This window comes from Rothia sp. LK2588 (genome assembly GCF_040946465.1).
Taxonomy (GTDB): Bacteria; Actinomycetota; Actinomycetes; order Actinomycetales; family Micrococcaceae; genus Rothia.
The window spans coordinates 330,728-357,164 of record NZ_JAYWLS010000002.1; the positions used below are offsets into that span (position 1 = coordinate 330,728).

General features: G+C 64.1%; 23 protein-coding genes and 2 tRNA genes. 9 read left to right on the forward strand and 16 right to left on the reverse strand.

The window, feature by feature from the left end; translation table 11 throughout:
• Positions 1–65 precede the first annotated feature (65 nt).
• Complete coding sequence (locus tag VVR12_RS05885) at positions 66–1,313, forward strand: TrkH family potassium uptake protein (RefSeq protein ID WP_368550236.1); 1,248 nt, start codon at positions 66–68, stop codon at positions 1,311–1,313.
• On the forward strand, positions 1,306–2,007 hold the full coding sequence (locus tag VVR12_RS05890) for a TrkA family potassium uptake protein (protein ID WP_368550237.1): 702 nt from the start codon (positions 1,306–1,308) through the stop codon (positions 2,005–2,007). Before VVR12_RS05885 ends, VVR12_RS05890 begins: the two co-directional genes overlap by 8 nt.
• Here VVR12_RS05890 and VVR12_RS05895 read toward each other — a convergent pair.
• From VVR12_RS05895 to VVR12_RS05930, 8 genes are all read right to left on the reverse strand, one after another.
• Positions 2,004–2,528 (reverse strand): histidine phosphatase family protein, encoded by a 525-nt coding sequence (locus tag VVR12_RS05895; protein ID WP_368550238.1) that lies wholly within the window; start codon positions 2,526–2,528, stop codon positions 2,004–2,006. The two genes, VVR12_RS05890 and VVR12_RS05895, sit on opposite strands and share 4 nt — an antisense overlap.
• On the reverse strand, positions 2,518–3,312 hold the full coding sequence (locus tag VVR12_RS05900; protein WP_368550239.1) for an alpha/beta fold hydrolase: 795 nt from the start codon (positions 3,310–3,312) through the stop codon (positions 2,518–2,520). The genes VVR12_RS05895 and VVR12_RS05900 overlap by 11 nt, the downstream gene beginning before the upstream one ends.
• 52 nt (positions 3,313–3,364) lie before the next feature.
• Positions 3,365–4,141, reverse strand: coding sequence for a winged helix-turn-helix domain-containing protein (locus VVR12_RS05905; RefSeq protein WP_368550240.1), 777 nt, complete (start codon positions 4,139–4,141; stop codon positions 3,365–3,367).
• Positions 4,142–4,683: 542 nt separating this feature from the next.
• Positions 4,684–5,322, reverse strand: a complete 639-nt coding sequence (upp, locus tag VVR12_RS05910) for a uracil phosphoribosyltransferase (RefSeq protein ID WP_368550241.1) — start codon at positions 5,320–5,322, stop codon at positions 4,684–4,686.
• Between the two features lie 130 nt (positions 5,323–5,452).
• Positions 5,453–5,543: transfer RNA gene (locus VVR12_RS05915), tRNA-Ser, on the reverse strand.
• A gap of 41 nt (positions 5,544–5,584) precedes the next feature.
• Complete coding sequence (locus tag VVR12_RS05920) at positions 5,585–6,244, reverse strand: TetR/AcrR family transcriptional regulator (RefSeq protein ID WP_368550242.1); 660 nt, start codon at positions 6,242–6,244, stop codon at positions 5,585–5,587.
• Between the two features lie 99 nt (positions 6,245–6,343).
• Positions 6,344–6,841, reverse strand: a complete 498-nt coding sequence (gene tadA / locus VVR12_RS05925; protein ID WP_368550243.1) for a tRNA adenosine(34) deaminase TadA — start codon at positions 6,839–6,841, stop codon at positions 6,344–6,346.
• 9 nt (positions 6,842–6,850) lie between these two features.
• Positions 6,851–9,016, reverse strand: a complete 2,166-nt coding sequence (locus VVR12_RS05930; RefSeq protein ID WP_368550244.1) for an ATP-dependent DNA helicase RecQ — start codon at positions 9,014–9,016, stop codon at positions 6,851–6,853.
• Between the two features lie 167 nt (positions 9,017–9,183).
• On the opposite strand from VVR12_RS05930, the gene VVR12_RS05935 reads away from it, so the two are divergent.
• The 3 genes from VVR12_RS05935 (at position 9,184) to VVR12_RS05945 (ending at position 15,130) form a co-directional block, all read left to right on the forward strand.
• The gene (locus VVR12_RS05935) at positions 9,184–9,879 is read left to right on the forward strand and encodes a VTT domain-containing protein (protein WP_368550245.1); all 696 of its coding nucleotides are present in this window, start codon (positions 9,184–9,186) and stop codon (positions 9,877–9,879) included.
• A 137-nt stretch (positions 9,880–10,016) separates the two neighbouring features.
• Positions 10,017–12,470 (forward strand): HAD-IC family P-type ATPase, encoded by a 2,454-nt coding sequence (locus VVR12_RS05940; RefSeq protein WP_368550246.1) that lies wholly within the window; start codon positions 10,017–10,019, stop codon positions 12,468–12,470.
• 377 nt (positions 12,471–12,847) lie between these two features.
• Complete coding sequence (locus tag VVR12_RS05945; protein WP_368550247.1) at positions 12,848–15,130, forward strand: glucose PTS transporter subunit IIA; 2,283 nt, start codon at positions 12,848–12,850, stop codon at positions 15,128–15,130.
• A gap of 122 nt (positions 15,131–15,252) precedes the next feature.
• Here VVR12_RS05945 and VVR12_RS05950 read toward each other — a convergent pair whose 3' ends face one another.
• The 4 genes from VVR12_RS05950 to VVR12_RS05965 form a co-directional block, all read right to left on the reverse strand.
• Positions 15,253–15,747, reverse strand: a complete 495-nt coding sequence (locus tag VVR12_RS05950) for a GNAT family N-acetyltransferase (protein ID WP_368550248.1) — start codon at positions 15,745–15,747, stop codon at positions 15,253–15,255.
• 98 nt (positions 15,748–15,845) lie between these two features.
• On the reverse strand, positions 15,846–16,607 hold the full coding sequence (locus VVR12_RS05955) for an MOSC N-terminal beta barrel domain-containing protein (protein WP_368550249.1): 762 nt from the start codon (positions 16,605–16,607) through the stop codon (positions 15,846–15,848).
• A gap of 108 nt (positions 16,608–16,715) precedes the next feature.
• The gene (locus tag VVR12_RS05960) at positions 16,716–17,627 is read right to left on the reverse strand and encodes a 3-hydroxyacyl-CoA dehydrogenase NAD-binding domain-containing protein (protein WP_368550250.1); all 912 of its coding nucleotides are present in this window, start codon (positions 17,625–17,627) and stop codon (positions 16,716–16,718) included.
• A gap of 421 nt (positions 17,628–18,048) precedes the next feature.
• Positions 18,049–18,124, reverse strand: a tRNA-Lys gene (locus tag VVR12_RS05965).
• Positions 18,125–18,164: 40 nt separating this feature from the next.
• On the opposite strand from VVR12_RS05965, the gene VVR12_RS05970 reads away from it, so the two are divergent.
• The 4 genes from VVR12_RS05970 to VVR12_RS05985 all read left to right on the forward strand — a co-directional run bounded on the left by VVR12_RS05970 (position 18,165) and on the right by VVR12_RS05985 (position 21,799).
• The gene (locus VVR12_RS05970) at positions 18,165–18,980 is read left to right on the forward strand and encodes an ABC transporter permease (protein WP_368550251.1); all 816 of its coding nucleotides are present in this window, start codon (positions 18,165–18,167) and stop codon (positions 18,978–18,980) included.
• Between the two features lie 47 nt (positions 18,981–19,027).
• Positions 19,028–19,750, forward strand: coding sequence for a histone acetyltransferase (locus VVR12_RS05975; protein WP_368550252.1), 723 nt, complete (start codon positions 19,028–19,030; stop codon positions 19,748–19,750).
• Positions 19,751–20,158: 408 nt separating this feature from the next.
• Positions 20,159–20,779, forward strand: a complete 621-nt coding sequence (locus VVR12_RS05980; RefSeq protein ID WP_368550253.1) for a DUF47 domain-containing protein — start codon at positions 20,159–20,161, stop codon at positions 20,777–20,779.
• 3 nt (positions 20,780–20,782) lie between these two features.
• Positions 20,783–21,799: an anion permease gene (locus tag VVR12_RS05985; protein WP_368550254.1), complete on the forward strand. Its 1,017-nt coding sequence runs from the start codon at positions 20,783–20,785 to the stop codon at positions 21,797–21,799.
• A 7-nt stretch (positions 21,800–21,806) separates the two neighbouring features.
• Here VVR12_RS05985 and bioD read toward each other — a convergent pair whose 3' ends face one another.
• Genes bioD through bioA form a run of 4 tightly spaced genes read right to left on the reverse strand, consistent with a single transcriptional unit; the run spans position 21,807 to position 26,339 of the window.
• Entirely contained in the window at positions 21,807–22,562 is a 756-nt protein-coding gene (bioD, locus tag VVR12_RS05990) for a dethiobiotin synthase (protein WP_368550255.1), read from the reverse strand.
• Between the two features lie 8 nt (positions 22,563–22,570).
• Positions 22,571–23,779: a cytochrome P450 gene (locus VVR12_RS05995; protein WP_368550256.1), complete on the reverse strand. Its 1,209-nt coding sequence runs from the start codon at positions 23,777–23,779 to the stop codon at positions 22,571–22,573.
• Positions 23,776–24,966 carry an aminotransferase class I/II-fold pyridoxal phosphate-dependent enzyme gene (locus VVR12_RS06000; RefSeq protein WP_368550257.1) on the reverse strand — a complete coding sequence of 397 codons (1,191 nt, stop codon included), beginning with the start codon at positions 24,964–24,966 and terminating at the stop codon, positions 23,776–23,778. The genes VVR12_RS05995 and VVR12_RS06000 overlap by 4 nt, the downstream gene beginning before the upstream one ends.
• Positions 24,963–26,339, reverse strand: a complete 1,377-nt coding sequence (gene bioA / locus VVR12_RS06005; RefSeq protein ID WP_368550258.1) for an adenosylmethionine--8-amino-7-oxononanoate transaminase — start codon at positions 26,337–26,339, stop codon at positions 24,963–24,965. The genes VVR12_RS06000 and bioA overlap by 4 nt, the downstream gene beginning before the upstream one ends.
• Between the last annotated feature and the right edge of the window lie 98 nt (positions 26,340–26,437).

Genomic DNA, 26,437 nt, shown 5'->3' on the forward strand with positions numbered 1-26,437 from the left:
ATCCGCAGCTCAGTGTTTTTGCCGGGTTTTCCGTCGTGATACTGTGCGGAACGATTTTGCTCTTGTTGCCTTTCTCGCATCAAGTCCCGTCGTCGAACAATCTGCTCGACGACCTTTTTGTTGCAGTCTCAGCGACCTGCGTCACCGGTCTCTCCACGGTGGATACCCCCAATTATTGGTCCCCGTTCGGCCTCTTCATCATCATGGTTCTCATTCAGATCGGCGGCCTCGGCGTGATGACGCTGGCCACCGCAATCGGCGCCTCGCTGTTGCAGAACCTCTCATTGAACACCAAGCTCAAGACCTCCGCCGAGGTCCGCGGCAACGGAATCTTCAATATCCGCGCCGCGGTCTTTGGAATTATCAAGACCTCGCTCCTCTTCGAGCTCGCAGGGGCCATCATCCTCACCGCGCGCTTCATGATCCGTTACCACTACGACCCCCTCCGCGCCCTCTGGCACGGTGTTTTCCACTCGGTGTCGTCCTTCAACAACGCCGGTTTCGCGCTCTACAGCGACAACCTCATGGGTTTCCATGACGACCCTTTCATCCTTATCCCGCTGAGCCTGCTGACCATCATCGGAGGCCTCGGTTTTCCCGTGCTCGTGCAGCTCCGTAAATACTGGCGCATTCCGCGGCGTTGGAGCATGGGCGTCAAACTTGTTCTCGTCGGCACCGCGGTGTTGCTCCCGCTGGGCACCCTAGCGATCGCCGGTATGGAGTGGAACAACCCGCACACCCTCGGTGCCATGGACCCCGCCACGAAGATCCTCAACAGCTTCGCCCAGTCGGCGGCCACCCGAACCTCCGGTTTCAACAACATCGATATGGCCCACCTGCACCCGGCCACGCTGATGATCATCGACGTGCTGATGTACATCGGCGGCGGCCCCGCAGGTACCGCCGGCGGCATCAAGATCACCACCTTCGCTGTGTTGTTTTTCATCGCCCTCACCGAGATCCGCGGTGAAGGCGCGGTGAACGTTTTCGGCAAGCGACTCGACCGCGGCGTCCACCGCGAGGCCATCACGCTCGTGTTGTTGAGCGTGGCGTTGATCTTCTGCAGCACCTTCGTACTCATGGTGCTCACCAACTTCACCACTGACCAAGTCATCTTCGAAGTGGTCTCGGCGTTCGCGACCGTGGGTCTGAGCACCGGTATCACCGCGGCTCTGCCCGAGGCCGCCAAAATCGCGCTCATCATCTTGATGATCTTAGGACGCGTCGGCCCCATCACCGTCGCCGCCGCCCTCGCCCACCGCCGCAAGCCGGTACTCTACGAACTTCCCAAAGAAAGGCCGATCATTGGTTAAGAAGAAAAGACTGCATCTGTTCGACTCCGAGAACGTCTCCACCGCAAAGTCGGTGGCTGTGATCGGCCTGGGTCGTTTCGGCCAGTCCATCGCACTGGAGCTGATGTCGGACGGCGCCGAGGTGCTGGGCATCGACTCCAACCCGAAGATCGTTCAGGCCTTCAACGATCAGCTCAGCCACGTGGTGGCCGCCGACGCCACCAACCCGGAGGTGCTCGAACAGCTCGACATCCTCGACTTCGACCAGATCGTCGTGGCCATCGGAACCCACCTGGAGTCCAGCATTCTCACCACCTCGTGGCTCGTGCGCCAGGGCGTGGAGAACCTGTGGGCGAAGGCTGTTTCGGATCAGCACGGCGTGATCCTGCAGCAGCTGGGCGTCTCTCGCGTGATCTACCCTGAGAAAGATATGGGCCGCCGCGTAGCTCACCTGCTGCAGGGCGGTCTGAAGGAATACATCCAGATCGATAGCAATAACGTGATCGTGATGTCCACGGCCCCAGAGGTGCTGGTCGGGCAGAAGCTCACCCCGCAGGAGATCTTCGACCGCTTCAACGTCTCGATCACCTCGTACAAAGACGGTTCCGGTACCTGGCACCGCCTGCCCGAGGTCATCGACGTGGATGCCGACAGCACGATTCTCTACAGCGGTCCTCCGGCGCAGGTCGAGCGCTTCGCGAAGAAGTACCTCTAGAAGGTCTTGAAAGCGATCAGACGAGCCTGACCGTCGACAAGTTCGTCCCAGTCCGAGAGCACCTCGAACACCGCGATCGAGGCGGGCGGGAATCCGTAGGAGATATCCATGACCGCCTCGTAGTCGGAATCGGGGTGCATGAGTTGCATCGCGGCGTCCTGCACGCCCGGCAGATGCGCGACGACCATGAGCGAGTTGACCGTGTTCGGTGCGTGGTTGATCGCGGTGGTGATCGCGGACGCCGGCGCGTTGTAGAGCCGCTCGTCGAGGGATGCCGTGGCCGCTTTCTCCCCCAGCGCGTGGGAGACCCACGTGGTGGTTTGGCGGGTGCGTAACGCCGCGGATGAGGCGATCATCTCGGGCACGTTCCCGCTGGTCAACAACCATTGCCCCGCCGCCGAGGCCTGGTCCGCCCCACGTTTGGTCAGAGGGCGGTTGAAGTCGTCCATGCCCCAGTCTGCCTCCGCGTGGCGCATGATGATCAGGGTCTTGGCGTCATGTCGTTGCACGTTAGCGGCCATTGTTGCCCTCCTCGGATCCTAGAAAAACGCGGATGAGTTGTTCGGTTTCGGCGGGTTTCTCCGAATGCACCCAGTGCCCGGCGCCTTTGAGCGTCAGCTTGCGCACGCGCGGGAACAGGGCCCGCATGACCGGCAGGTCAGCCTCGGTGATGTACGTGGACTTCTCACCGGCCACCCACAGCACCGGCCCGGTGAAACTCTCGTGGGTTTCTTCCCACCCCATGACGGTGCCGAGCGAGTCGTAGAGCAGTGTGAGGTTGGGTTGCCAGGCGAACCCCTCGTCGGTCTTCTTCAGGTTCTGCAACAAGAACCCGCGCACGCCCTCGTTGGGTACCGCCTCGGCCAGAGCCTTGGACGCTTCCCCGCGGGTGGAGATCTCGTTAAGCGGGAGCGCGAGCATGCTGCCCAAGAGGTGGTCGAAGTTGCCGCGGGAGGACGAGGGCGCGATGTCCAGCACGATCAAACGGCGCACGAGGTCGGGGTGGTGGAGAGCCAATCGCATGGCCACCTTGCCACCCATGGAGTGCCCGATGACGTCCACAGGGCCGGACGCCGCGAAGTCGGCCTGCAGGGTCTGCGCCACCATCTCTGCCATCTCGTCGTAGTCGAAGGTCTCGGTCCAGGGCGAGGAACCGTGATTGGGCAGATCGACGAGCAGGCTGGTGAAGTCGTCGCCGATGGCTTTGGCTACGGTCGTAAAGTTTTTGCCGCGGCCCATGAGCCCGTGGAGGAACGCTACGCGGCGCGGGCCGGTACCGACGGTTTCGGTGGTCAGCTGAGTCATAACCTCAGCATACTAAAGCCATAACCGACGGTTCCGGTGAGGCCGGAGAGATTTAGATGGAGTACTCGGGGGCCGCCCACACAACGACCTCGGGGTGCTCGTAGAATCGGTAGCCCTGGCCGCGCACGGTGCGCACGGTGTTGGAGAGGCGACCCAGTTTCGAGCGAAGGCGGCGGATGTGCACGTCGATGGTGCGCTCGTTCGGGATCTCCTCGGCATCGCGCCACAGGCTATCGAGAAGTTCTTCGCGGTTGACGGTGCGGGAGCCGTTCTCGACGAGGTAGTTCAGCAACTCGAACTCTTTGTAGGTCAGGTTGAGGATCTCACCGTCGAGGAAGACCTCGCGGCGCGAGAGGTCGATCAGCACGCCCACGGTGTGAGCCGGCTTCGACTCGGAGGAGCTACGCGATGCGGTCATCGTCTCGGGCTGATGATGCACGGCGGTCGGATCGCCCAGAGCATTGCGAACAACCTCAAGGTCGGTGCCTTCTGCATCTGCCGGTGCCAGCGCGACGGCGGCGTAGGAGTCTACCTCCGGCACCAGGTTGTGGGCGTAGGCGCGCAGGTCTTGGACGATGCGCACCAGCGAGGTGCCGTTGGCCGCGGCGGCCTCTTCGGAGAGGCCGACGTAGAGAACGAACCCGCGGGCTTCGCTTTCGTGGGCCCCGCTACGCTTCTGCGTGGAATCGTTGGCCATGGTCATCGGACGCAGGTTGGCGGGGTGTTTGACGCCGTGGGAGCTTTGAGCGGAGACAGATTGAGCCAACGAGCGCTGAGCAACAGAACTCTTACGCTGCGAGATATGCACATATCCAGGAGCACCGGACATTTTGTTACCTGTTCTTCCGCTTGTGTGTGTAACCCCGCTGATAAATTTTTTATCAGTGTGAGATTTGATTTCTCACGATGGAGATTGTATCTATGTACACCTTTAATCGTTATCTGAATCGCCACATAAATCAAGTAACAATTACGACTTTTTGCAGTTTTCGGCGCGCCGATTGCTCAACAATATGGCCTGAGACACCTCGGGCGTCTCATTAAATGATGAATAAGTATTCACATTTTGCAGAGTTATTCAGAAGCAGAGCTTCATATAGCGTATTGAATATACATTTTGTCCGGATATTCGCTGAAAAGAACAGGAGAATTTTTAAAGTCAAGAATTTCCGGCTCTTTTAGCTGGATCACCACGTGTCGCCTCGTCACAGCCACACCATCGCTTTTCTAAAAAATTGCAAAAGAATCCCCTCGACGCCCCGCGCTCGACACGGTTTCCGCCGCGTACAACCTACAGAGGTTGATGATGACGAATATGTGTCAGAGCACTTTGTCAGTTATTAAGGGGTGTCGAGGGGATTTTCTACATTCTTAGTCGGCTAAACCGTAGAGGCGGTCGCCCGCGTCGCCCAGACCGGGCACGATGTACGACTTCTCGTTGAGTCGCTCATCCTTGGCGCACAAGAAGAGGTCCACGTTGTCCATGCCTTCCACGCCGGCCTCCAGGGCCTTGATGCCTTCCGGAGCCGCGATGATGCACAGGCAGGTGATGTGCTCGGCACCGCGCTTGCGCAGGAACTTAATGGCCTCGATCAGGGTGCCGCCGGTGGCCAACATCGGATCCAGCACATACACCTGGCGACCCGTGAGGTCCTCGGGAAGACGCTCCGCATAGGTGACGATGTCCAGGGTCTCTTCGTTACGAGCCATGCCCAAGAAACCCACCTCGGCGGTGGGGATCAGCTGGGTCATGCCCTCGAGCATGCCCAAACCGGCACGCAGGATCGGAACTACCAGCGGGCGCGGGTTGGTCAGCATCTTGCCGGTGGTCTTAGCCACCGGGGTCTCGATTTCTCGTTCCTCGGTGCGGATGGTGCGCGTGGCCTCATAGGAGAGGAGGGAGACGAGCTCACCGACCAGCTGGCGGAAGATGGGCGAGGGGGTGTCCTTCTGACGCAGGACGGATACTTTGTGGTCCACCAGGGGGTGGTTAAGAACAGTAGTACGCATACCTTCAAGCTACCACTAGTTTCACCCTGTCACGCGGCCAGCTTCCCAGAGCGCAACTGCCGCACCACAGTTGACGGCGGGTCTGTTCTGGGCAAAGAAAAAGACCCCGGAAACCGGGGTCTTTTAGCAGTGGCGGTGACGGAGGGATTTGAACCCTCGGTACGGGGTTACCGTACACAACATTTCGAGTGTTGCACCTTCGGCCGCTCGGACACGTCACCAACTGCAGTTACTTTACCGGCTCGCACGCCAGTTCTCAAATCTATCGAGCGATGTAAGCGTCAACTGTGAGCATCACCGCACGCGTGGCGTCCTCGGCGGAGCGCTTTGCCTGGTGAACCTCCCGGTCCATACTCAGCATGAACGTGGCGCCGAAGATAGCCACCGCGATCGCCGCCGGGTCCTGCGCGGTGTCCACGGTGTAGCGGGAGGGAATGGCGTTCACCATCGACTCCACCTCGTGCATCAGGTCGCGGCGCACACCCACCATGCTCTCGCTCCACGACTCCGGGCCCTTCCACACCTCGGCGATCCACAGTCGTGCGAAACCCGGGTGTTCCTCGAGGTACTTAAAGGCCGCATAGACGCCACCGCGCAGGGCCTCGCGGGGATCCGTCTTCTGCGCCCCGGCCCGAATCTCGTCACGGAGTAGCTTGGCGCCGTACTGCAGCAATTGGTCGACCATCGTCTTCTTCGACCCGAAGTTGTAGTAGACGGTGCCCTTCGACACCCCGGCCTTCACCGCGACCTCTTCGACGGTGGTTGCCGTGGGCCCCTTCTCGCTCATGATCTCCAGCGCGGCCTGAAAGAGCTTGAACTGGGTCTTGTTCGTGCGGCCAGGACGGCGCGTTCTGGCGCCGACTGCGGGCTCAGGGTAGGCGTAAGCGTCGGCGGCTGCCGCAGGCTCGCGAGGCTCGGTCATGGGTTAGCAGATCTCCGGTGACATTCGTGGGCAATGTGCGCACCCTCAGCCTAGCGGGTAGACGCACCGAACTAGATAAAAAGATACCCCATGCCCCGGTCACTCTCCCCGGTGAGCGGCGAAGAACTCGCGAAGTAATCGCACCGATTCCTCCACCCGCACGCCGGTGATCACCTCGACCTCGTGCGGATAGCGACGGTCGCGCAGCACGTCATAGAGGCTACCGGCCGCCCCGGTTTTCTCCTCCCAGGCACCGAAAATCACCCGCGGCAGGCGGGCCAGCAAGATCGACCCTGCGCACATGATGCACGGTTCCAGCGTGACCACCAGGGTGCAGTCGTCCAACCGCCAGCTCCCCCGGGCGGCTGCCGCCTGCCGGATGGCCAGCACCTCGGCATGGGCCGTCGGGTCGGCGTCGGCCTCCCGGCGGTTGAAGCCGGCGCTAATCACCTGACCGGCGGCGTCCACCACGACGGCCCCGATGGGGACGTCCCCGGCAGGTAAGGCACGCCGCGCCTGCTCGAGGGCGAGATCCATCCACTGCTCGTGAACGGGGTTCACCGGAGTACTCGTGCGACGGTAGTTCGGAAATTCCATCTCTACCCCCTACCGTGCGGCGAGCGCGAAGGGCAACACCGCGGTCGCCCCCGCCTGGCGAAGCTGGCGGGCCGTGACGGTGAACGTCCAGCGGGAGTCGACCTCCTCGCTGACCAGCAGTACCGGGCCGGGGGTGGCGGAAAGGTACTCGCGTTGCTGATCGGTCAGGGCAAAGGCGTGAAACACCCCGGCGCAGCGGAAGGCCGAGTTGCCGCCGAAGTGCGTGGGTTCGGCCTGCATCTGCAACTCCCCCAGGTCGTGTAGTTGACCCACCTGCGCCAGGCCGCGGGCCAATGATGAGGTCAACCGAGGCCGCACCGGGGAGGGTATCGAGATCACCGCTACCGGGCGTTCGCTCCAGTCCCACGCACCCAGCACCTGTACACAGGCCTTGCCGAGATCGGCGGGAATCGCGCCGTCGCGCGGGTTGCCGGCTTTATCGGCGGCGAAGATTTCGCGCAGGCGGTTGCCCCAGCCGAGGTCGGAGAGACGCGCGAGGGCCCGCCCGGGCGCGGCCTGTTCCTCGGCGGGGATGCGGGCGGGTAGCTTCTTGCCGTTTTCGGTGATTCCCAAGCGGTCGAGGCCGGTGGGCCACATCTTGCGCGGGTCGATCGGCACCCCGGCCTGCTGTAGTTTCTGGTGGGCGGCGCTGGCGGCGTTCTCACTGACCTGGCTCGGGTACCAGGGGCCGGCGCAGTTATCGCAGTGTCCGCAGGCGGTGGCGGTGGTGTCGTCGAGTTCGCGGGCGAGAAAGACCATGCGGCAGTCGTCAGTGGTCTCGTAGGCCAACATCGCCTCTTGTTCGTGAACGCGGGCGGCGGCCACTCGCTCGTAGCGCGGGGCGTCGTAGGTAAAATGCGCGCCGGTGGCCACCCAGCCGCGGTCAACGCGTTCCACCGCGCCCTCCACAGCCAGCACCTTGAGCAGGAGCTCGATCGAGGAGCGGCGGACGTCCACCCGGGTCTCCAGCGCGGCCACCGAGAGGCTCTGCCCGGCCTCGGTGGCTTCCCGTAGCGCGTTCAGCAACTGGCCGGTGTTCTCTTCGGTAGGCATCGAGGCGGTGGCGAAGTATTCCCAGATATCGCGGTCTTCGGCGCCGGGTAGCAAGAGGACGTCGGCGTCGATGGCACCGCGTCCGGCACGGCCGACCTGCTGGTAGTAAGCCACGGCCGAGGACGGCGCGCCCAGGTGCACCACGAACCCGAGGTCGGGTTTGTCGAAGCCCATGCCGAGGGCGCTCGTGGCCACCAGCGCCTTGACCCGGTTTTCTTTGAGGGCTGTTTCGGCCTCGCGGCGTTCTTCAGCGTCGGTGCCACCGGTGTAGGGCAACACGTTGTACCCGGCCTCGCGTAGCGCCGCGGCGGTGTCTTGAGCGGCGGAGACCGTCAGGGTGTAGATGATCCCCGAACCCTGCAGGGTATTGAGGTGCTCGATGAGCCAGGCCAACCGCGTCTGCGCGCCCCGAAGTTTCAGGACTCCCAGCCGTAGCGACGAGCGGGACAGCGGGCCGCGCAGTACGAACACCTCCTGGGCAGGTGCGCCATTATCGCTCACACCCAGCTGCTCGGTGACGTCATGCACCACCCGCTCGTTGGCGGTGGCGGTGGTGGCCAGCACCGGAACGCTGGCGGGCAGTGAGGCGATGATGGAGCGGATGCGGCGGTAGTCGGGGCGGAAGTCGTGGCCCCAGTCGGAGATGCAGTGGGCTTCGTCGACCACGAGCAGGCCGAGATCCCGCATGATCTGCGGCAACCATTCGTCGCGGAAGGTGGGGTTGTTGAGGCGTTCAGGGCCCACGAGCAACACGTCGAGCTGGCCGTGATCGATCTGGGTCTTGATCTCGTTCCAATCGGTGACGTTGGCGGAATTGACCATCGCCGCGCGCACCCCGGCGCGGGCGGCGGCCTCCACCTGATCGCGCATGAGCGCCAGCAGAGGCGAGACGATCAGCGCCGGCCCAGCCCCGCGGCGGCGCATGAGCAAAGCCGCCAAGAAGTAGACGGCGGATTTGCCCCAGCCGGTGCGCTGGATCACCAGGGCCCGGCGGCGCTGGGCCACCAAGGCCTCGATGGCCTCGAACTGACCGGGGTGAAACTGCGCGGCGGGGTTGCCGGTGAGTTTGCCCAAAAGCTCCTGGGCTTCGGTGTGCAGGTGTTGGGTCTCGGTGTTGCTCATGCTCACCAGTCTATGTGGGCAACAGCGACAGTACCGTAGTCAAACCCACAGCTGTTCAGCCTTTCCCTTTCAGCAAAGCTTCAGTCGGCGGCGGGTAGAATCGCCTCAGACTATACGGGTTCCAAGAACCCGCCCTCCATCGATGAAATCCCAGCGAAAAGGCATTCATGAGCGACCTGTTGAGCTTGTCTACCCAGTTAGACCTCGTCCACACCCCCGTTGCACTCCTCGGCATCAACCTCGAAGAGTTGCTCCACAATGCCGGCCCCTGGGCCCTGGGCGTCGTCTCCCTGATGGTATTCATCGAGTCCGGTGTACTCTTCCCCTTCCTGCCCGGTGACTCCCTGCTCTTCACCCTCGGCCTCTTGCATCAGCAGTTGCACCTGAACCTCTGGATCATGCTCCTATGCCTGTGCATCGCCGCGGTGCTTGGCGACCAGGTCGGTTACTTTCTCGGCCACAAGTTCGGCCGCCGCTTCTTCAAGCCGACCGGGCGCGTCCTCAACACCCAGAACCTCGCCGCCGCCGAGAAATTCTTCGCCAAGTACGGCGGCAAGGCGCTGGTGCTGGCCCGCTTCGTCCCCGTGGTGCGCACCTTCGTTCCGCTCGCGGCAGGCATCGCCCAGTACCGTTACCGCGACTTCGCCAAGTGGAACATCACCGGCGCCCTGTCGTGGGTGCTGATCCTGACTTTCGCCGGCGTCTTTCTCGGGTCAATCCCCTTCATCCGCGATAACGTCGAGGCGATCGTCATCGTGATCGTGTTCGTCTCGGTGCTTCCGGTGATTTTCGAGATCGTGAAGGAACGCCGTAAGGTGGCCGCAGCAGCCAACGATATCGACGACGTCCTCGACGAAAAGTAACCCCCTCGCCGCCCCACTGAGCCCGGATCTCATCCGGGCGGTGGGGCGGAATCGTCCCGTGGTATGAGGTACTCCCCCACGCCTCCCACTAGCCTAGAAAAATAGAACAGCCCGCACCGACCCCCTGGAGCCACGCCGTGAATACTGCATCACCGTCACGCATCGCCACTGAGGCCGAAACCGGGCTGTCTACTGCCGAGGCCGAAGATCGTGCCCGGCTCGGGTTAGCCAATGTGCAAGACGACTCGACCTCTCGCTCCACGCTGACCATCATCCGCACCCACCTGTTTACCCTGTTCAACCTGGTACTCGGGCTCTGCGGCGTGGTGGTCATCATCATCGGTAGCTGGATGGACCTGTTGTTCTTGCTGGCCGCCGTCGCCAACGTGGTGGTCGGCTTCGTGCAGGAGTACTCGGCGAAGAAGAAGCTCGACCAGATTGCTCTGCTTCGCCGCGACCCCATCACCGTCATCCGTGACGGCGCCCGCACCCAGCTCGGCATCGACAAGCTCGTGCAAGACGACGTCGTCGAGCTGCGCCGCGGGGATCAGGTGCCCGCCGATGCCACCGTGCTGACCTCCGACGGACTCGATCTGGACGAGTCCCTGCTGACCGGTGAAAACGACCCGGTGGCCAAAGCCCCCGGTGATCAGTTGTTCTCGGCCAGCTCGGTGGTCGGCGGCACCGGTCGGGCCCGCCTCACCCACGTCGGCGCGAAGTCTCGGGCGGCCAAGCTCTCCCGCGAAGCCAAGAAATTCTCCACCATCAACTCGGAGCTACGCGCGGCCCTGGACCGCGTGGTCACCTGGATCACCTGGGCGTTAATCCCGATCATCGCGATCGTGCTCAACGGCCAGATGGTCGCCGCCGGTGGCTGGGCCTACGCGTTGCAGAACAACCACTGGCAGTCGGCGATGCTCGTGGCGGTCTCCTCCATCGCCTCGATGATCCCGCAGGGTCTGGCGCTAATGACCACGCTCTCCTTCGCCGCGGCCGCCGTGAAGCTCGCCCAAGACGAGGTGCTCATTCAGGAGCAACCCGCCGTCGAGGTGCTGGCCCGCGTCGACGTGATCTGCTTCGACAAGACCGGCACGCTGACCGAGGGCGGGGTGCGCTTCAACGGCCTCATGCCGCTGAACGAGGCCGATCAGGACGCCGGCCTTAGCCCCGCCGGTGAAGCCGCGCTGGCCTGGTTCGGCACAGACGCCAACGCCAATCCCACCGCCGCGGCCCTGGCCCACGGTTTCGACCGCGCACCCGAGGCGCAGCCCACCGGGCAGGTGCCCTTCAACTCGGCGGCGCGTTTCTCCGCTGTGGAGTTCGCCGACTCCGGTGCGTGGATTCTCGGCGCCCCCGAGGCCCTGCTACCCCGCGACAGCGCCGAGTTCGCGCGCGCCCAGTCGCTGGCGGCGTCCGGCCTGCGCACCATGGTGATCAGCCACGCTCCCGGCCTGAACCGCGATGCCTCCGGCGCGGTGTTGCCCGGTCTGCCCTCCCACGCCACCGCGCAGTGCCTGGTGACCTTCCGCGAACAGGTGCGCGCCGAGGCCCCCGAGACCATCGGATACTTCCACTCTCAGGGCATCGAAACCAAGGTGATCTCGGGTGACAACCCGCAGACCGTGGCCGCCGCCGCCAAGCAGGCGGGTATGGGTGAGCACGCCACCGCTATCGATGCCTCTCAACTGCCCGACGAAGGCCCCGAGCTCACCGAGGCGGTACTGGCCCACTCGGTGTTCGGCCGCGTGAACCCGCAGCAGAAGAAGAGCATGGTGCAGGCTCTGCAGGAACACGGCAAGACCGTGGCGATGACCGGTGACGGCATCAACGACGCCCTGGCGCTCAAGCACGCAGACCTCGGCATCGCAATGGGCAACGCGGCGCCGGCCACCAAGGCCGTCTCCCGTCTGGTGCTGTTGGACGGTCGCTTCGACCGCCTGCCCTCGGTGCTGGCCGAGGGCCGCAAGATCATCGCCAACATCGAGCGGGTGACCAACCTCTTCCTCACCAAGACCGCCTTCGCGATCATGCTCGGCGTGATCCTGGGTGTGCTGTGCTGGAAGTTCCCCTTCCTGCCGCGTCAGTACTCCACCGCAGACCTGCTGATCGTCGGCGGCCCTGCCTTCTTCATCACGATGTTCCCCAACACCCGCAAGTACGTCTCCGGGTTCCTCTCGAGGGCGCTGCACTACGCGATCCCGGCGGCGGCGCTCATTGTTGCGGCACTGGTCGCGGTGAACTTTGTAGGACGCTCCCTGGGCGGCTCTGTGACGGACGAGCAGGTGCAGGCCGCCACCTTCATCACGCTGGTGCTGATGGGTGTCTACAACATCACCACCGTCATCCGCCCCCTCAAGCCCTACCGCCTGGGTCTGATCGCGCTGATGTACGCGGGTCTGGTGGTCTCCCTCTTCGTGCCCCTCCTGGCCGACTACCACCGCTTCCAGCTACCCACCGGTTCGCTGGGGCTCTGGGCGCTGGGTCTGGGGCTGGCCGGAATCATCGCCTTGGAGATTAACCTTCACCTGCACAACCGCTGGATGACCCGCCGCCACCCCGAGGTGGTCGCGGCGGCTGCGGCGGCCCGTTAACCGGCGCGCCAAGGACGCCTCGACAGAGTGCGAGGCGCCCCGGTGCAGCCCCTCTTAGCGGCCTGTTGCGCACACGCGATCGCGCGGAGTATAGTGTGAGCCGAACGCGTTGAGCCCTCGCCCCCCGAGGTGAGTGTGAGACGCCGAAGTTACACACAGGATTGTTACTGGTCAGCAGGCAAGACCTGAGGTACACGGCCGCAGGGCCTGACCGTGGCGAAAGCCCCGGCGGATTCCCCTGAGGCACCCGAACACCCCACCGGGTGGACATTGGCACACCTGTATAACGGGTGGGTCTCGGGAGAACGTGCATCTCGGGTCTTTTTTCGTGTTAAAAGACCGGGCGCGATCCACCGCAAACTCAGAAATGGAAAGCCATGAGCAATAAAGCTATGGGCGAGAGCATCCTCGAGGGTCTGGGTGGCCCCGAGAACATCTCGCACTTCACTCACTGCGCAACCCGCTTGCGTGTGACCCCGAAGTCCCGCGCCGCCATTGACAAAGAGAAGATCGAGAAGACCCCCGGCGTTCTCTCCATCCTCGAACAGTCCGGTCAGACCCAGGTGGTGCTCGGCGACAAGGTCGAGTCGGTCTACAACGAAATGGTCAAGCTGCCCGGCATGGAGAACGTGGGCGAAAGCTCCGCCGCCAAGGGTGCAGGCCGCAACGCGGCCGTCGCCACCGAGGAGAAAAAGGCCAGCCCGCTGACCCGCATGTTCGACGTCCTCTCCGACTCGTTCCGTCCGATCCTGTGGGCGTTGCTCGGCTCGTCCATGATCCTGACCCTCATCGTGCTGTTGCAGCAGCTTCACTTCTTCGGTGAGTACACCAACTTCGCCGGCGAAATCGTCAACAAAGACCTCGTCAACGGCCCCAAGCTCGGTGACGCCGCTGCCAACGCCGACATGCTCAACCAGTGGCGCATGCAGTTCCCGTTCTGGTTCCTGCTGCTGGCCGCCGCGCTGTCGGTGCTGAACTTCATGCCCATCATGATCGGTGCCACCGCCGCAAAGCGCCTGGGCGCGAACATGTGGGTCGGCGCAGCCATCCCGGCCGCGCTCATGACCGACGCCTTCCGCGGTCTCTCCGAGATTCTGCCCGAGGGGCAGAACTACATCACCCTGTTCCACATCGGCGACTGGGGTGTGCCGCTGTACCTGTTCTCCTACACCGGCCAGGTCTTCCCTCCGCTCTTCGCCGTTGCCCTGTTGGCTCCGCTGGAGCGCCTGCTGAAGAAGATCATCCCCACCATGCTGCAGATGGTCTTCGTGCCCATGATCTCGCTGCTGATCATGGTTCCGCTGACCGCTCTGCTGGTTGGCCCCTTCGGCATTCTGCTGGGTCAGGGCATCTCTGACCTGTTCGGTTGGCTCAACGGCATCGCCCCCTGGCTCGTGGGTGCAGTCATCGCCGGTACCTACCTCTTCATGGTTCCGCTGGGCCTGCACTGGCCGCTGAACGCAGTGATGATCAACAACCTGCAGACCGAGGGCTTCGACTTCATCCAGTCCCCGATGGGTGCCTACAACTTCGCCGTCTTCGGCGTGGTAACCGGTGTTGCCATCCGCGCTCGTCGCAACAAGGAACTCCGCCAGACCGCCGTGGGCGCATCGCTCTCCGGTCTGCTCGGTGGTATCTCCGAGCCGTCCCTGTACGGTGTGGTGCTGCGCTACAAGCGCGTGTTCCCGCTGATCCTCGTGCCCGCTGTTATCGGTGGTGCGCTGATCTCGCTACTCGGTGTGAAGTCCTACGCCTTCGCCTTCACCTCGCTGCTGTCGATCCCGGCTATGCAGCCCGCCCCGTTCTACATGCTGGGTCTGGCCGTGGCCTTCTTCGGCGCAATGGCCGGCGTGCTGATCTTCGGTTACGAGTCCAAGGCTGACCGCCTGGCTCACGAGGCCAACGAACGCGACGGCGTAGCCGCCGATCCCGACGCGGAACTGGCTCCCGCCGGTACCCACGCCGTTGACCCGATCGAGACCGGTGCCCCCGTGGGCAACGAGCGCGATCACGCAGGTGTAGCCACCGCCGCTGCCGCCGGTACCGGTGCCGCTGCTGGCTCGCACGCTGCCGGTTCCCACGCCGCTGGCATGGGTACCCAGGACGCTCACGCCGCACACGAGAACGCTGCTGCCGCTCCCGCCGCCGGTTCTGCCGCTGAGTCGAACCAGGCGTCCGGTGCTACTACCCCCTGGGGCAACAACGACAACTCGATCGTGATCGGCTCCCCGCTGCAGGGTCGCGCTATCCCGCTCTCCGAGGTTCCCGACCCCATCTTCGCCGGCGCCAAGCTCGGTAAGGGTGCGGCTATCGAACCCACCGGCGACACCGTTTACGCTCCCGCCGCTGGTAAGGTCATCGCGACCCCGGCCTCCGGCCACGCTGTGGGCCTGAAGCTGGAGAACGGCGCCGAGCTGTTGATCCACGTTGGCATCGATACCGTGAACCTCAACGGCGAAGGCTTCGAGGTCAAGGTTGCCAAGGGCGAGCAGGTGCAGGAAGGCCAGGCGCTGCTGACCTTCGACCGCGCCGTGATCGAGAAGGCCGGTTACCCGCTGACCACCCCCGTGTTGGTGACCAACACCGTGAAGTTCGCCGAGGTCGACGGCCTCACCGGCGACGTCACCCCCGGCGATGCGCTGGTGAAGATCACCAAGTAATCCGCGGCACCGCCTAGGGTACAGAAAGCCCCGTTCCTCTTGTCGAGGAGCGGGGCTTTTTCGTGGGGTGAGTGAGTGGCGTTTTCCCGGTCTGGGGTTTTACCACGGTGCCGCGGGGCGGGCTAGCGGTTCTCGCGCAGCACCAGGTTCATGTGCACGTGCTCGATGCCGGCCTCTTGGTAGGCCTCCCCCTCGGTCACGAACCCGGCCTTGCCGTAGAGGCTGTGCTCCAGGTATTTTTGCGCCGAGATCTCGATACGTTCGGCCTCGGTGTGTTCGCGGATCCACTCGATGGCTTCGGCCACGATGCGGCGGCCCAGGCCGGTGCCGCGCGCCTCGTTGAGCACGGCCACGCGTCCAATGGTCCAGGCGCCGGGCGTGATCTCGTGGGAGTCGTCGGCGTATTTGCCGAGATCGTACATACGCAGATAGGCAATGACTTTGCCGTCGTCGTTCGTGCTGAAGAGGTGGTGGCAGACGAGGTCGACGTCGTCGATCTCTTGCTCGGTGATCTGCTGGCCGACGGTGAACACCAGGCCGCGGGTGAGGTAGATGTTGTGGAGCTCCAGCGTGGTGAGCTCGTCGAAGGTCTTGATGAAGATCTTGTGGTCGGTCATGGTTTTACTCTATCCCGCGCGGTTATCGGGGTCTTCCCTAACTTTTCGTGGATTTGCACCCTTAAAAACCGTTTTTAAGGGTGCAAATCCATGAAAAGTTAGGCCAGGAAGAGTTCGATCCCCAGCACCGGTTCGCCGCGGTGGTTGCGGGGGCGGGTTGCGGTCAACAGCTTGAAGAGGCCCACATCGCGGACGCCGGTGGTCGGGTTCGCGTCGATGACGGCGCACCGGCCGATGGGTTGCCCTGCGCGAAATTGCGTGGGAGGTAAGCCGGCGCCGGAAAGCCGCAGGGTGTCGTCCTGCCAGCGTTCCTCCTCGAAGGGTTCGGAGGTGTCCACGAGGAAGGTGACGCGGATGCGGGCGTGTTCGGTCAGCAGCGGGTGGTCGAGGTGACGACCCAGCTCTTCGAGGGTGGCGGTGCCGACGAGCGTGAAGGGGCCACCGTAGACCACCTCGTTGGGTTCGGCGCGGGCCAGGGTCACCGGCTTGCCTAGGAACTCAGAGAAGGCGGTGTTGGCCTCGGTGTGGAGGAGGGTCAGGGTGGTCTCGCGGCCCCAGTAGTCGCAGGTCAGCCGCCCCAGTTCCCGGGGACGGTCAACGGTGATCGGTGGGTGGCCGGGGATCTCGACGAGCAGCGGAGGAAGCTCCGCCTCGGACGCCGCGGGCCGGTAGGTGCAGACCACCTGCATGAGTTCGAGATGACCGATGGTGCGCAAGACCGTTTTCTTCTCGACGTCAACCAGGCAATAGAAGCGGTCCCCGACCATGCCCTGGGCGGTGATCGGAGCGGGCGGTTGCGGCGCGTGCCGAGTGCCCTTCATCGGGGTGAAGCCGAAGCTTTGGACGGTGAGGGTGCGCATGGCTTCATTGTAGGTGGCTCACTTGCCGCGGTACACGAAAACTGCCCGCGGGCGTCCTGGGGTATCAGGACGACCACGGGCAGTTGCTATAGGCTCACCGGCCGGGGATTACTTGTCGAAGTCCTCGGTCCAGTAATCGTTGGCGCCGGTGATCTTGCCGTTCTCGTCGTAGAGATAGAAGCCTTTGCGGTCGGCCACCCCGCTGAAGCCGGCGTCCAGAGCCTTCTGGAGCTTGGTGCCGAACTCACGAACGGTTTCATCGTCGTTAGCTAGTGCAATGTGGGAGGCTACGTTGAAGCCCACCATATCGAAAGCGGCAAAGGGGCCCGCCTTAGTTCCGGTGGCAATGGTCCAGGCTTTGTCGATTTCTTCGGGGGTGCCAGTTTCGGTGACATAGAGCTTGGCGCCGGCGTGCAACCAAGGAATCAACAAGGAATTAAGCAGGTACCCGGGTTGTTCTTTACGCACGTGCACGGGAACCATGCCAGTCTCTTCTGCGAATTGAATGGCAGCCTGAACACTCTCTTCACTGGTCTTGGCAGTGCCCATCACCTCAGCGGTATTTCGGGTCCAGACGCGGTTGGCGTAGTGAATAGCTAAGAAGCGGTCGGTGTGGCCGCTAGCATCGGCGAAGTCAGAGGGCAACAAGGACGAGGTGTTGGTGGCCAGCAACGTACGCTCGTCGGCCAGCTCTCCTACCTCAGCCCAGATCTTGCGCTTGAGGTCGAGGTTCTCGGGGACGGCCTCGATCACGATGTCGACGTCGCCGACGGCTTCCTTCAGGTCACTGGTGGGGACGATGCGGGTGAGGGCTTCGTCGAACTTTTCAGGGGTGTAATCGGGGAGATCCTGCTCGTACCCCTGACGGATCCAAGCCCAGCGGTCAGAGAGTTTTTCGAGGGCGGCAGGGAAGGCGTCGTATGCGAAGACCTTCTTGCCGTGCCAGGCTGCCTGCATGATGATCTGGGTACCCAGGACGCCGGTACCGAGTACAGTGACCGTATCGAAGGTGCGTGCCATTGTTATCTTCTCCTTTGAAGCTACATTTCGTGATATCTCTAACAATACTCCCTCGCAACAGAAATAAATACTTTACGTGTAAAGTATTACGAAATATTTCAACGGGGTCGATGCCTCTCAGCGTTTGCGACCGCGAAAGTCCCTTATCAACCAGCTGCATACGGTCATTAAGGGGCTTTCGTGGTCGCAAACCTCCTGACCCGTCGCTTCTGACCGCGAATTAAGCGAAATGGCCGCCACCTCGCGGTCATTTCGAACGATTCACGGTCAGAAGCAGTGGGCAGGAAGTTTTATGACCGGAAAGGCACCAAAATACTCATCATTGCCCAGCAGCTAGACCTCCCAGACGACCCGCACCCGATAACGAAAAACCCGCCCCAACTTGTTTCACCAAGTCAGAGCGGGTTTTTGCGTATATAGCTGGTGCGCCCTGTGGGGCTCGAACCCACGACCCACGGATTAAAAGTCCGATGCTCTACCAACTGAGCTAAAGGCGCATCCACCGGTCTTTCGGGCCAGCCGAAAAACACAGCGCTCTTGATTATACATGAGCCACCGAGCCTACGCGAACGCCGGGCACCGCCGTCGTACACTGAAACCGTGCTCGACTCCCTGCAACACTGGGTTCCCCACCTGGCAGGTGTGTTTGTGCTGGTCACAGCCACCTACGCGCTGGCTAGAACCTTCCATATCGGCATCGGAACCCTGCCGTACGTGGCCATCCTCCGCGCCGTCGTCCAGCTGGCGATCATCGCCCTGGCACTGCGCGGCATCTTCGCCTTCCCCGCGGCCGCTCCCCTTTTCATCGCGGTCATGCTCACCACCGCGTCATTGACCTCCGGCAAACACGCCCGCCATCTGCACCGCGGCAAGGTCGCCGCCGCGCTCGGCATCGTCACCGGATCGCTGTTGACCCTCGCCGGCATCTTCACCCTCGGCCTCATCGAGTTCACCACCCAGAACCTCATCGCGATGAGCGGCATCATCATCGGTGGCACCATGACCATCGTGACCCTCACCACCCGCCACTTCGTCTCCCAACTCAAGCACCGCGTGGGCGAGGTCGAGGGCTGGTGGGCCCTCGGCGCCCCCAGCCCCGTCGCGTTCGCGGACGTCCGCCGCGAGTCGATCCGCGAGGCACTCACCCCGGGTCTCGATCAGACCAAAGCCACCGGCCTGGTGACGTTGCCCGGCACTTTCATCGGAGCGCTGATGGGTGGGGCGTCCCCGACCCTGGCCGCGCAGATGCAGGTGGCCGTGCTCGCCGGGCAAACCCTCTCGGGTCTCATCGCGGCCCTCATCTTCACCGCGATCATCACCCGAACCACGCGCTTTCCGATCCAGGCATCCTAGAAACCGCCGCCGGGCGAGCGCCGCCGCACCCCATTACACTGGAAGGCATGACTTCGGCAGACAAGACCCCACGGCATCACCGCCCGGTGAAGTTCTCGACCGAGAAATTCGAGCACTACACCGGCGGTGAAGACCCGGCCGCGCTCAACCTCGCCGCCCACGAGTCTGCCCACGCGATCGTGCACCGCGGACGCGCCGCCGCAGACCCACATGCCACCGAACGACTGGTGGCCTTCACCGATGTGTTCGGCCTCGAGACTATCGCCGCGATGTGGAAGCACGCCCCCGCCCTTTCTTTGCCCGGCGCCCTCTGGCGCATGTACGCGCTACGCGACACCGTGCGTAAGAACCCCACCAAGATCGCCCGCTTCTACGAGCGGGGCATGCACACCGATTGGACGGCGCGGGTCGTCTCCGGCGTGGCCGACCCGCCCAGCGAGCACGAGATCGTGGTGACCGCCGACCAGATTCTCACCGGTGCTTACACCGGCGAGTTCGACATCGCGCTCGAACGCTTCGGCGCCTTCTGCCGCGTGGTGGCCGCGGGTCAGGTGGCCACCGCGCGCAGCATCGAACCGGGCACGCTCCGCTCCGAACACGCTTTTCAGGACACCGCGCCCCGGCATCCGCACAGCGCCCCCAGCCACGAGGTGCGCACCGAGGCGGCCTCCCGCGCGCGGGCTCTAGAGGAGCACGCGCGGAACCTGACGGGAACCGCCGTGGAGCTAGAAACCTGCGCGGCGAAATGGCGCGCCGGGACCCTCGCCTAGTCGCTCTGCCGCCGGCAGCCTGCTCGCCTGGGCGACCGGCCGGCGCGGAGAAAAATGATTTGACACCCTCGGCCAAAAAGAGAAAACTAAAGGTAGGTGTCAGGCTGCTAATAGGTAGCCCCGGGCTCCATTATTTAGCCGCTTCGAGCGGCCTTTCGCCGAGAGGCGCTCCCAGTCTGGCACCGCTAACCTTGTGAGTGAAAATGTCCGTATCTCTTCTGAAGAGATGCGGACATTTTTGTGTGCACAAACCTAACCATCTGCGTCTGACCTGGCACGACGCATACCCACCAAAATGGGGCTGTGGAAATGTGATCACCCCTACGCCCGATCTGTCGTGTTGTTAACCTGGCCGATATATGGTGTCTATATATCACGTCCCCTTGAGCCCACATCATCAGGAGAACCATGTTCGAGAACCTGTTCCCCCACGAGAACACCTCGTTACGTTCTCTGGCGGAGCTCTCTAGCAAGGTTGCAGACGCCTCGTCTTTGCTCTCCGAGATGGTGGGCAGCAACGGGGTTGATTCCTACGACGAGCTCTTCGAGGCCATGGTCGAACACGAGGCCGAGACCCAGGATCTCTTCATCCAGACCATGACCCATGTGCGGAGCACCTTCGTTTCTCCGGTTCCCCGAGAAGACCTCTATTCGCTGGCTAACAGCCTGTTGGCCGCCACCGAGCGTCTCACCTCAGCCGGGCACGTGCTGTCGCTACACTCGATCGACCGCTTCACCTCTCACGCGACGACCCTGCTCGACATCATTCAACGTCAGGCCGTGTTGACCACCGCGATCTTGCCCCGGGTGGAAGAGGTCAAGAGCCTGGACCAGTACTGGATGGATATGCTGCGCATCTCGCGACAGGCCACCCGCACGTCCGAGGCCTACGTCGCCGAGATCCTCGCTACCTATAAGAGCGATCGCTACCTGAAGACCCGCGAATTCGTGGTCGAGCTGAAGGCGGCCGCCCAGGCCATGCGTGAGGTGTCCACCCAGATCGGCCGAATCATCGTCCAGGAATCCTAGCCCGTGACCGCAGTATTGTTTGTGCTCTGTCTGGTGGGTATCGCCGGGTATCTGGTGACCTCCGGATTTCACGATGCCCAGAATTCGGTGGCCGTGCCGGTGCGGACGCGCGCGCTCACGCCGACCGCGGCCCTGCGGGTGTGTGCCGCGTTCAACTTCATCGGAGTGTTGACCAGCGGCATTTTCTTGGCCGGTTACGTGCGCGACTGGTTGGCGTTGCCGGCGGGCGGGGTCGGTCTGGCGATCCTCGCGATGGCGCTGTTGGCGCAGGTCGGTTGGTCGCTGATGACCTGGTATTTGCGGATGCCGTCGTCCTCGACCCACGCGGTGATCGGCGGGTTGTTGGGCGCCGCCTGGGCCGCGCGAGCGGTAGGTTTCAGCGTTCCCTCGCCGTTTACGCAATCGGTCAACGAGTTTGTCTTGGTCCCGCTGTTGCTCGTTCCGCTGTTGATTTTCGTGCTCGCGTGGGCCTTGGTTTTCCCGCTGAGCAGCATCGCCCAGAACTCCTACCCGCGCACCGTCAACAGGGTCTCCCGCCACGTGATGTCGGTGGCGAATTCCACGATTTCGCTCTTTCACGGCGTGCAGACCGGCCAGCGTGTGTTCTTGTTCCTCACGCTGGCGCTGCTGGGTGCGGGCATCGCACCGCACCCGATGTGGGACGTCCTGGGCATCGTCGTCGGTGCGTTACTGCTGACCTTCGGGACGATGCTCGGCGGTTGGCGCATCGGGTACACCTTCGCGCACCGCATGGTGCGAGTGGACCCGTTCCGTGGTGCGGTGGCGCAGGGAACCACGGCCTTCGTGTTCATCCTGACGCAGTTCTTCCTCAACGCCTCGATCTCGACCTCGCATATCGCCAGCACCGCCGTGCTCGGCGCGGGCGTGAACCAGCGATTCAGCTCGGTGCGCGGGTCGGTAGTGGCCAAGGTGTTGTTGACATGGATCGCCACCGTTCCCATGTGCTTCGGGGTCGCGGCGGTGCTGTTCCTGGCGATCTCTCCCCTGCTGGGTGCCTAGCTCAGGGTCACGCCAGACCGGGTAGCCAGCTAGGCGCCTGCGCGCGAAACTCTGCGATCTCCTCCGGACTGTGGAGCACGCGCTCGTTTTCACCGACGATAAAGCCCTTGCCCGTGCCCTCGGGGATCGCGCCGAGTATCGTCAGCCCGCTCCGTTCGAGGTGCTCCAGATTGCTCGCTTCCACGGGCGAAGGGTGGGCGGGGGCCGCGCCGATGACTATCCCCGTGACGTCCAGGCCCCGTGAGGCGAGGTAATGGGCGGTCAGCCCGGTGTGGTTGAGGGTTCCCAGCCCTGCCCGGGCCACGATCACGGTGACCATAGGTACGCCCACCGCGGCGAGCGCGAGCATCAGATCGGCCTGGTTCTGGCTGCGGCACTCCCCCGCGGACGCCGGTAGCGGCTCGGCGAGGTCCACCAGCACCCCGCCGGCGCCTTCGACGAGCACGGTATCGAAGCGGCCCAGCAGATCCTCTACCCGGTCCTGGTGTTCGCGCAGCTCAGGGAGGGGTTTGTTCTCCCGGTGGGCGGCGGCCACGGGTGCCATGGGGTAGCGCAGCCGCGCGCCTTCGAAGGCTTCTGCCCCGGAGAGCGCGGCGGCCAGTTGGGCGTCCCCGGGCAACGAGGCGGTCAGTCCGGTTTGGGTGGGTTTGAAGATCGCTACCTTCTCGCCGCGGGTTATCCGTGCCGCGGCGATGGCGGCGGTGGCGATGGTTTTTCCGACGTCGGTGTCGGTGCCGACGATATTGATGATGCGGGCAGACATGGTTTCTTTCACGGTGTCTCGTTCACAGGTTGCGGTGAGGGGTAAAGGCCGATGCGTAGCGGCTCCGGGGCGCGGTAGGAAAGCAGGTCGATCCAGCGGGGCTCGTTCTCCAGGCGCAGGTTCACGCGGTTCTCGCGAGCCCAGAGCGCTATCTCGTGGATCACCCAGGTGGTCTCGCTTTCGGCCAGGTACGCACCGAGGCAGCGGTGGATACCCCACCCGAAGGCCAGCGAGAACGATCCCTGTTCGCAGCCGCGGCGGGTGCTGAGTTCCAGCAGGATCTCGGTTCCCGGGGCCACCGGTTCTCCGCCCAGGCTGGCGTTAGCACCGGCGATCCGACGCCAGGTGGGCACCGAGGAGTCGGTGGCGAGCACGGCCCGCACCGCGGAGTTGGCCTGTTCGGAGTCCACGCAGTCGGCGAGGTCAATACCGTGGGAGCCGGTGAGCACGCTGTACAGCACGTTCTTCTGCAGCAGGGCGGTGGTGAATTGCCCGGCGATCACCAGGAAATAGGCCAGGGAGATCACCCGCCGCTTGTCGATGCCGCGGCGTAGTAACCGGGTGTAGAGCACGTCCGGGTTGTCGGCGGCGTTCTCTACCAGCTGCCGCAGCCGCCGGTAGAAGCGGCCCGCGCGGTGGGCGAGCTCCTCCTGCCGTTGCGGATCTGGCCAGCCCCAGAAGAGTTCGAGGGAGTCGAGGCTGGCCTGAGCGAGCTCTTCTTCGGTGAGCCCCACGGCCAGGAAATCCGCACGGTCCAATCCGGTCAAGCACGCCATGAGCGCGACGGTGACGGTGTGGAACACCGGCAGGTCGGGGTCGAAGGTGCCGGTTCTCGGGGCGGTGTCGAGAAAGTTGCGGGTCAGGGTTCGCACCAAATCTTCTTGCCGCCTCACCTTCGGCGGGGTGAAAAAGCGCGCTACCTCGGCGCGGACGTCCCGGTGGAGTTGGCCGGTGGCGCTGGCCAACACCTCGGGCAGGGCAAAGCCGTAGCGGGCGAGCACGCGCAGGGTGGCCGGTTCGAAGCTCGTCACCGCCCGTAGCGCGTTATCGGGCAGGAACGCCTCGGGGTCGCTGAGCACCTCTTTGATCTGATGCACCTCACGGACGTGCAGATAGGGGTCGGATTGCCCCACGGGCACGAAGCTCTCGCTGAGGGTGGAGCGCTCAACGTGCAGGTGAGAGACGGGGCAACCGCCGGGGGAACCGTGGGTGTTCATGCTGTCCTTTCGCCGGTGGTGCTGAGGGGCTGGGCCGGTGCGCGGTCGTCCGAGGATACGCTCGCGAGGACGTCCCGCACAGTTTCCAGGGCACTGGCCAGTGTGGCGCGGTCTACCCCGGCGGTGGCGGTGAAGCGTAACCGCGCGCGGCCGTCGGGAACGGAGGGCGGGCGGAAACATCCCACCCCGATGCCCCACGCACGGAGAGTGTGCGCGGCGTGCGCAGCCTGCTCCGAGGTGCCGGGGAAGACCAACGACTGCACTGCCGCGGCGGCTGGCTCCAGATGCAGGGCGGCGCAGATGGTCGCGGCGTTTTCCCGCAGCTCTGCGGTCAGCCGCTGGCCCTCGTCCTGCACAATCCCGGCGGCCGCGTGAGCCGCGGCGGCAGAGGCCGGGGCCACCCCGGTATCGAACATGAAGGTGCGCGCGAAGTTCACCAGGTACTCGCGCACGGGCCCGGTGCACAGCACCACCCCGCCCTGGGAGGCCAGCGCCTTACCCAGGGAGGCGGTGACGATCACCGCGGGAGAACCGGCGATCCCGCTGGCCCGGGCCGCCCCCGCACCCTGCCCGAGCACGCCGATCGAGTGGGACTCGTCGACGATGAGGAGGGCTTCGTGGCGCAGGGCGATCTCGTGGGCGGTTGCCAGGTCGGCGGCGTCCCCGAGCACCGAATACACGCCCTCGACCACGAGTATCTTGTGCGGGGCCGAGCTTTCCGCCAACATCCGGTCGGCCGCGGTGAGATCCTGGTGCGGAAAGAGTGCGGTGCGGACGCCGGCCAGGGCGGCGGCGTCGTGCAGGGAGGCGTGCACGTGGGCGTCCATCACGACCTGCGTGGAGGGCTTGGTCAGTGCGGCCAGTACACCCAGATTCGCGGTGTATCCGCTGGAGAAAACCAACCCCGCCGCGCACCCGCTCAGTTCGGCCAGGCGACCTTCGAGCTCGGTGTGGATCGCGGTGGTTCCACCGACCACCCGGGAGGCCCGGGCGGAGGTTCCCCATCGTTCCACAGCGGTGATCGCCGCCTCGCCCACGCGCGGATCGGCCGTCAACCCCAGGTAATCGTTGCTGGCCAGGTCGCAGAGTAAACCGGTGGCCGGAGTCGTCTCGCGCGTAAGGCCCCGGGCCTCCCAGGCTTGCATGCGGCGGCCGATGAGTTTCACAAACGGCGCGGGGTAGCTCATGGCCCGTACACCTTCTCCACGGCGGTGCCTATCGCGGAGCCGATTGCGGCGACCTCGTCATCGGTGCAGATATAGGTGGGCATGGTGTAGATCAGCGTTCGGAAAGGACGCACCCACACGCCGGCCTCGATGGCGGCGGCGGTCACGGCGGGCACGTCCACCGGCCGGTCAAGCTCGACCACCCCGATACCACCGAGCACGCGCGTTTCTCGCACCGCCGACAGCGAGTTCAACGGGGTGAGGCTACGGTGCAGGGCCCGATGCAGACGCGGAACGCTGTGTTCCCACCGGGAGTCGGGGGCATGCGGCTGCTCCCCCGCCGCGCGATTGCCGGTGAGCAGATCAAGGGAGGCGCAGGCTGTCGCGGAGGCCAACGGGTTACCCATAAAGGTGGGCCCGTGCATCAGCGCCCGGAACTTCGAACCGCTGATCACCTCGGCCACGGGCGCGCTCACGATCGCGGCGGCCTGGGTGAGGTACCCGCCGGTCAGCGCCTTGCCCACCGTCATCACGTCGGGGACGACGCCGGCCCACTCGGCGGCGAAGAGCCGGCCGGCGCGTCCAAAGCCTGTGGCGATCTCATCGAAGATCAACAGCAACCCGTGTTCAGTAGTCAGCTCGCGCAGTACCCGCAGGCAGCGAGGGTGGAAGATGTGCATGCCACCGGCGCCCTGCACCACGGGCTCGAGGATGACAGCGGCGCACTCGGCGGCGTGGGATTCGATGGTCTGCGCGGCGGCCTGCTCCCACCGCTGTTGGGCGACCTCGTCGACCGTCCAGCTGTCGGTGTTGATGTCATAGGACGCGGCAGGTGGGCGCGGAATGAAGACTTGCGAGCTGACCAACCCCGCGAAATCGGCGTGCATGCCGTCCTCGGGATCGCACACGCCCATCGCGCCGACGGTATCTCCGTGGTAACCGCCGCGCAGGGCGAGGAAGCGGCGCCGGTCAGTACGCCCGCGGGCGGCCTGATATTGCACGGCCAACTTGAGAGCGACCTCCACCGAGACCGACCCCGAGTCGGCGAGGAAGACGTGATTGAGATCGCCGGGTGCCAGATCGGCCAGGCGCTCGGCCAGTTCGACCGCAGGTTCGTGCGTGAGCCCCCCGAACATGACGTGGCTGAAGCGACGGCTCTGCTCATACAGCGCCGCGTCGAGCACCGGATGACGGTAACCGTGCACCTGGCACCACCAAGAGCTCATGGCGTCGATGACCCGATGGGTGGTCCCGGACTCGGTCTGCAACTCGAGGGTGCTGGCGTAGGCATCAGTGACCGCGTAGAGCGGCCGGGAGTTCAGCGGCGCGTAGGGGTGCCAGAGCAGGCCGCGATCGCGGGCCACCAACTCGGCGGGGGCAGATTTTTTGAACACTGTTCAATTTTGCACCCCCGGCCCTCAAATCGCCACTTCAGCGGCGAAAACTCTCCCACAGGCGCACGGCAGGGGATTAAACGCGCGGCGCCACCGGG

Coding starts and splice junctions, on each gene's coding strand:
- VVR12_RS05920 (WP_368550242.1), bottom strand. CDS start 6,244: ATGACCGAGCCTCGCGAGCCTGCGGCAGCCGCCGACGCTTACGCCTAC.
- VVR12_RS05960 (WP_368550250.1), bottom strand. CDS start 17,627: ATGGCACGCACCTTCGATACGGTCACTGTACTCGGTACCGGCGTCCTG.
- VVR12_RS05955 (WP_368550249.1), bottom strand. CDS start 16,607: ATGCGCACCCTCACCGTCCAAAGCTTCGGCTTCACCCCGATGAAGGGC.
- VVR12_RS05935 (WP_368550245.1), top strand. CDS start 9,184: ATGAGCGACCTGTTGAGCTTGTCTACCCAGTTAGACCTCGTCCACACC.
- VVR12_RS05945 (WP_368550247.1), top strand. CDS start 12,848: ATGAGCAATAAAGCTATGGGCGAGAGCATCCTCGAGGGTCTGGGTGGC.
- VVR12_RS05995 (WP_368550256.1), bottom strand. CDS start 23,779: ATGAACACCCACGGTTCCCCCGGCGGTTGCCCCGTCTCTCACCTGCAC.
- VVR12_RS05950 (WP_368550248.1), bottom strand. CDS start 15,747: ATGACCGACCACAAGATCTTCATCAAGACCTTCGACGAGCTCACCACG.
- VVR12_RS05900 (WP_368550239.1), bottom strand. CDS start 3,312: ATGACTCAGCTGACCACCGAAACCGTCGGTACCGGCCCGCGCCGCGTA.
- VVR12_RS05980 (WP_368550253.1), top strand. CDS start 20,159: ATGTTCGAGAACCTGTTCCCCCACGAGAACACCTCGTTACGTTCTCTG.
- bioD (WP_368550255.1), bottom strand. CDS start 22,562: ATGTCTGCCCGCATCATCAATATCGTCGGCACCGACACCGACGTCGGA.
- VVR12_RS05895 (WP_368550238.1), bottom strand. CDS start 2,528: ATGGCCGCTAACGTGCAACGACATGACGCCAAGACCCTGATCATCATG.
- VVR12_RS05905 (WP_368550240.1), bottom strand. CDS start 4,141: ATGTCCGGTGCTCCTGGATATGTGCATATCTCGCAGCGTAAGAGTTCT.
- VVR12_RS05975 (WP_368550252.1), top strand. CDS start 19,028: ATGACTTCGGCAGACAAGACCCCACGGCATCACCGCCCGGTGAAGTTC.
- upp (WP_368550241.1), bottom strand. CDS start 5,322: ATGCGTACTACTGTTCTTAACCACCCCCTGGTGGACCACAAAGTATCC.
- tadA (WP_368550243.1), bottom strand. CDS start 6,841: ATGGAATTTCCGAACTACCGTCGCACGAGTACTCCGGTGAACCCCGTT.
- VVR12_RS06000 (WP_368550257.1), bottom strand. CDS start 24,966: ATGAGCTACCCCGCGCCGTTTGTGAAACTCATCGGCCGCCGCATGCAA.
- VVR12_RS05930 (WP_368550244.1), bottom strand. CDS start 9,016: ATGAGCAACACCGAGACCCAACACCTGCACACCGAAGCCCAGGAGCTT.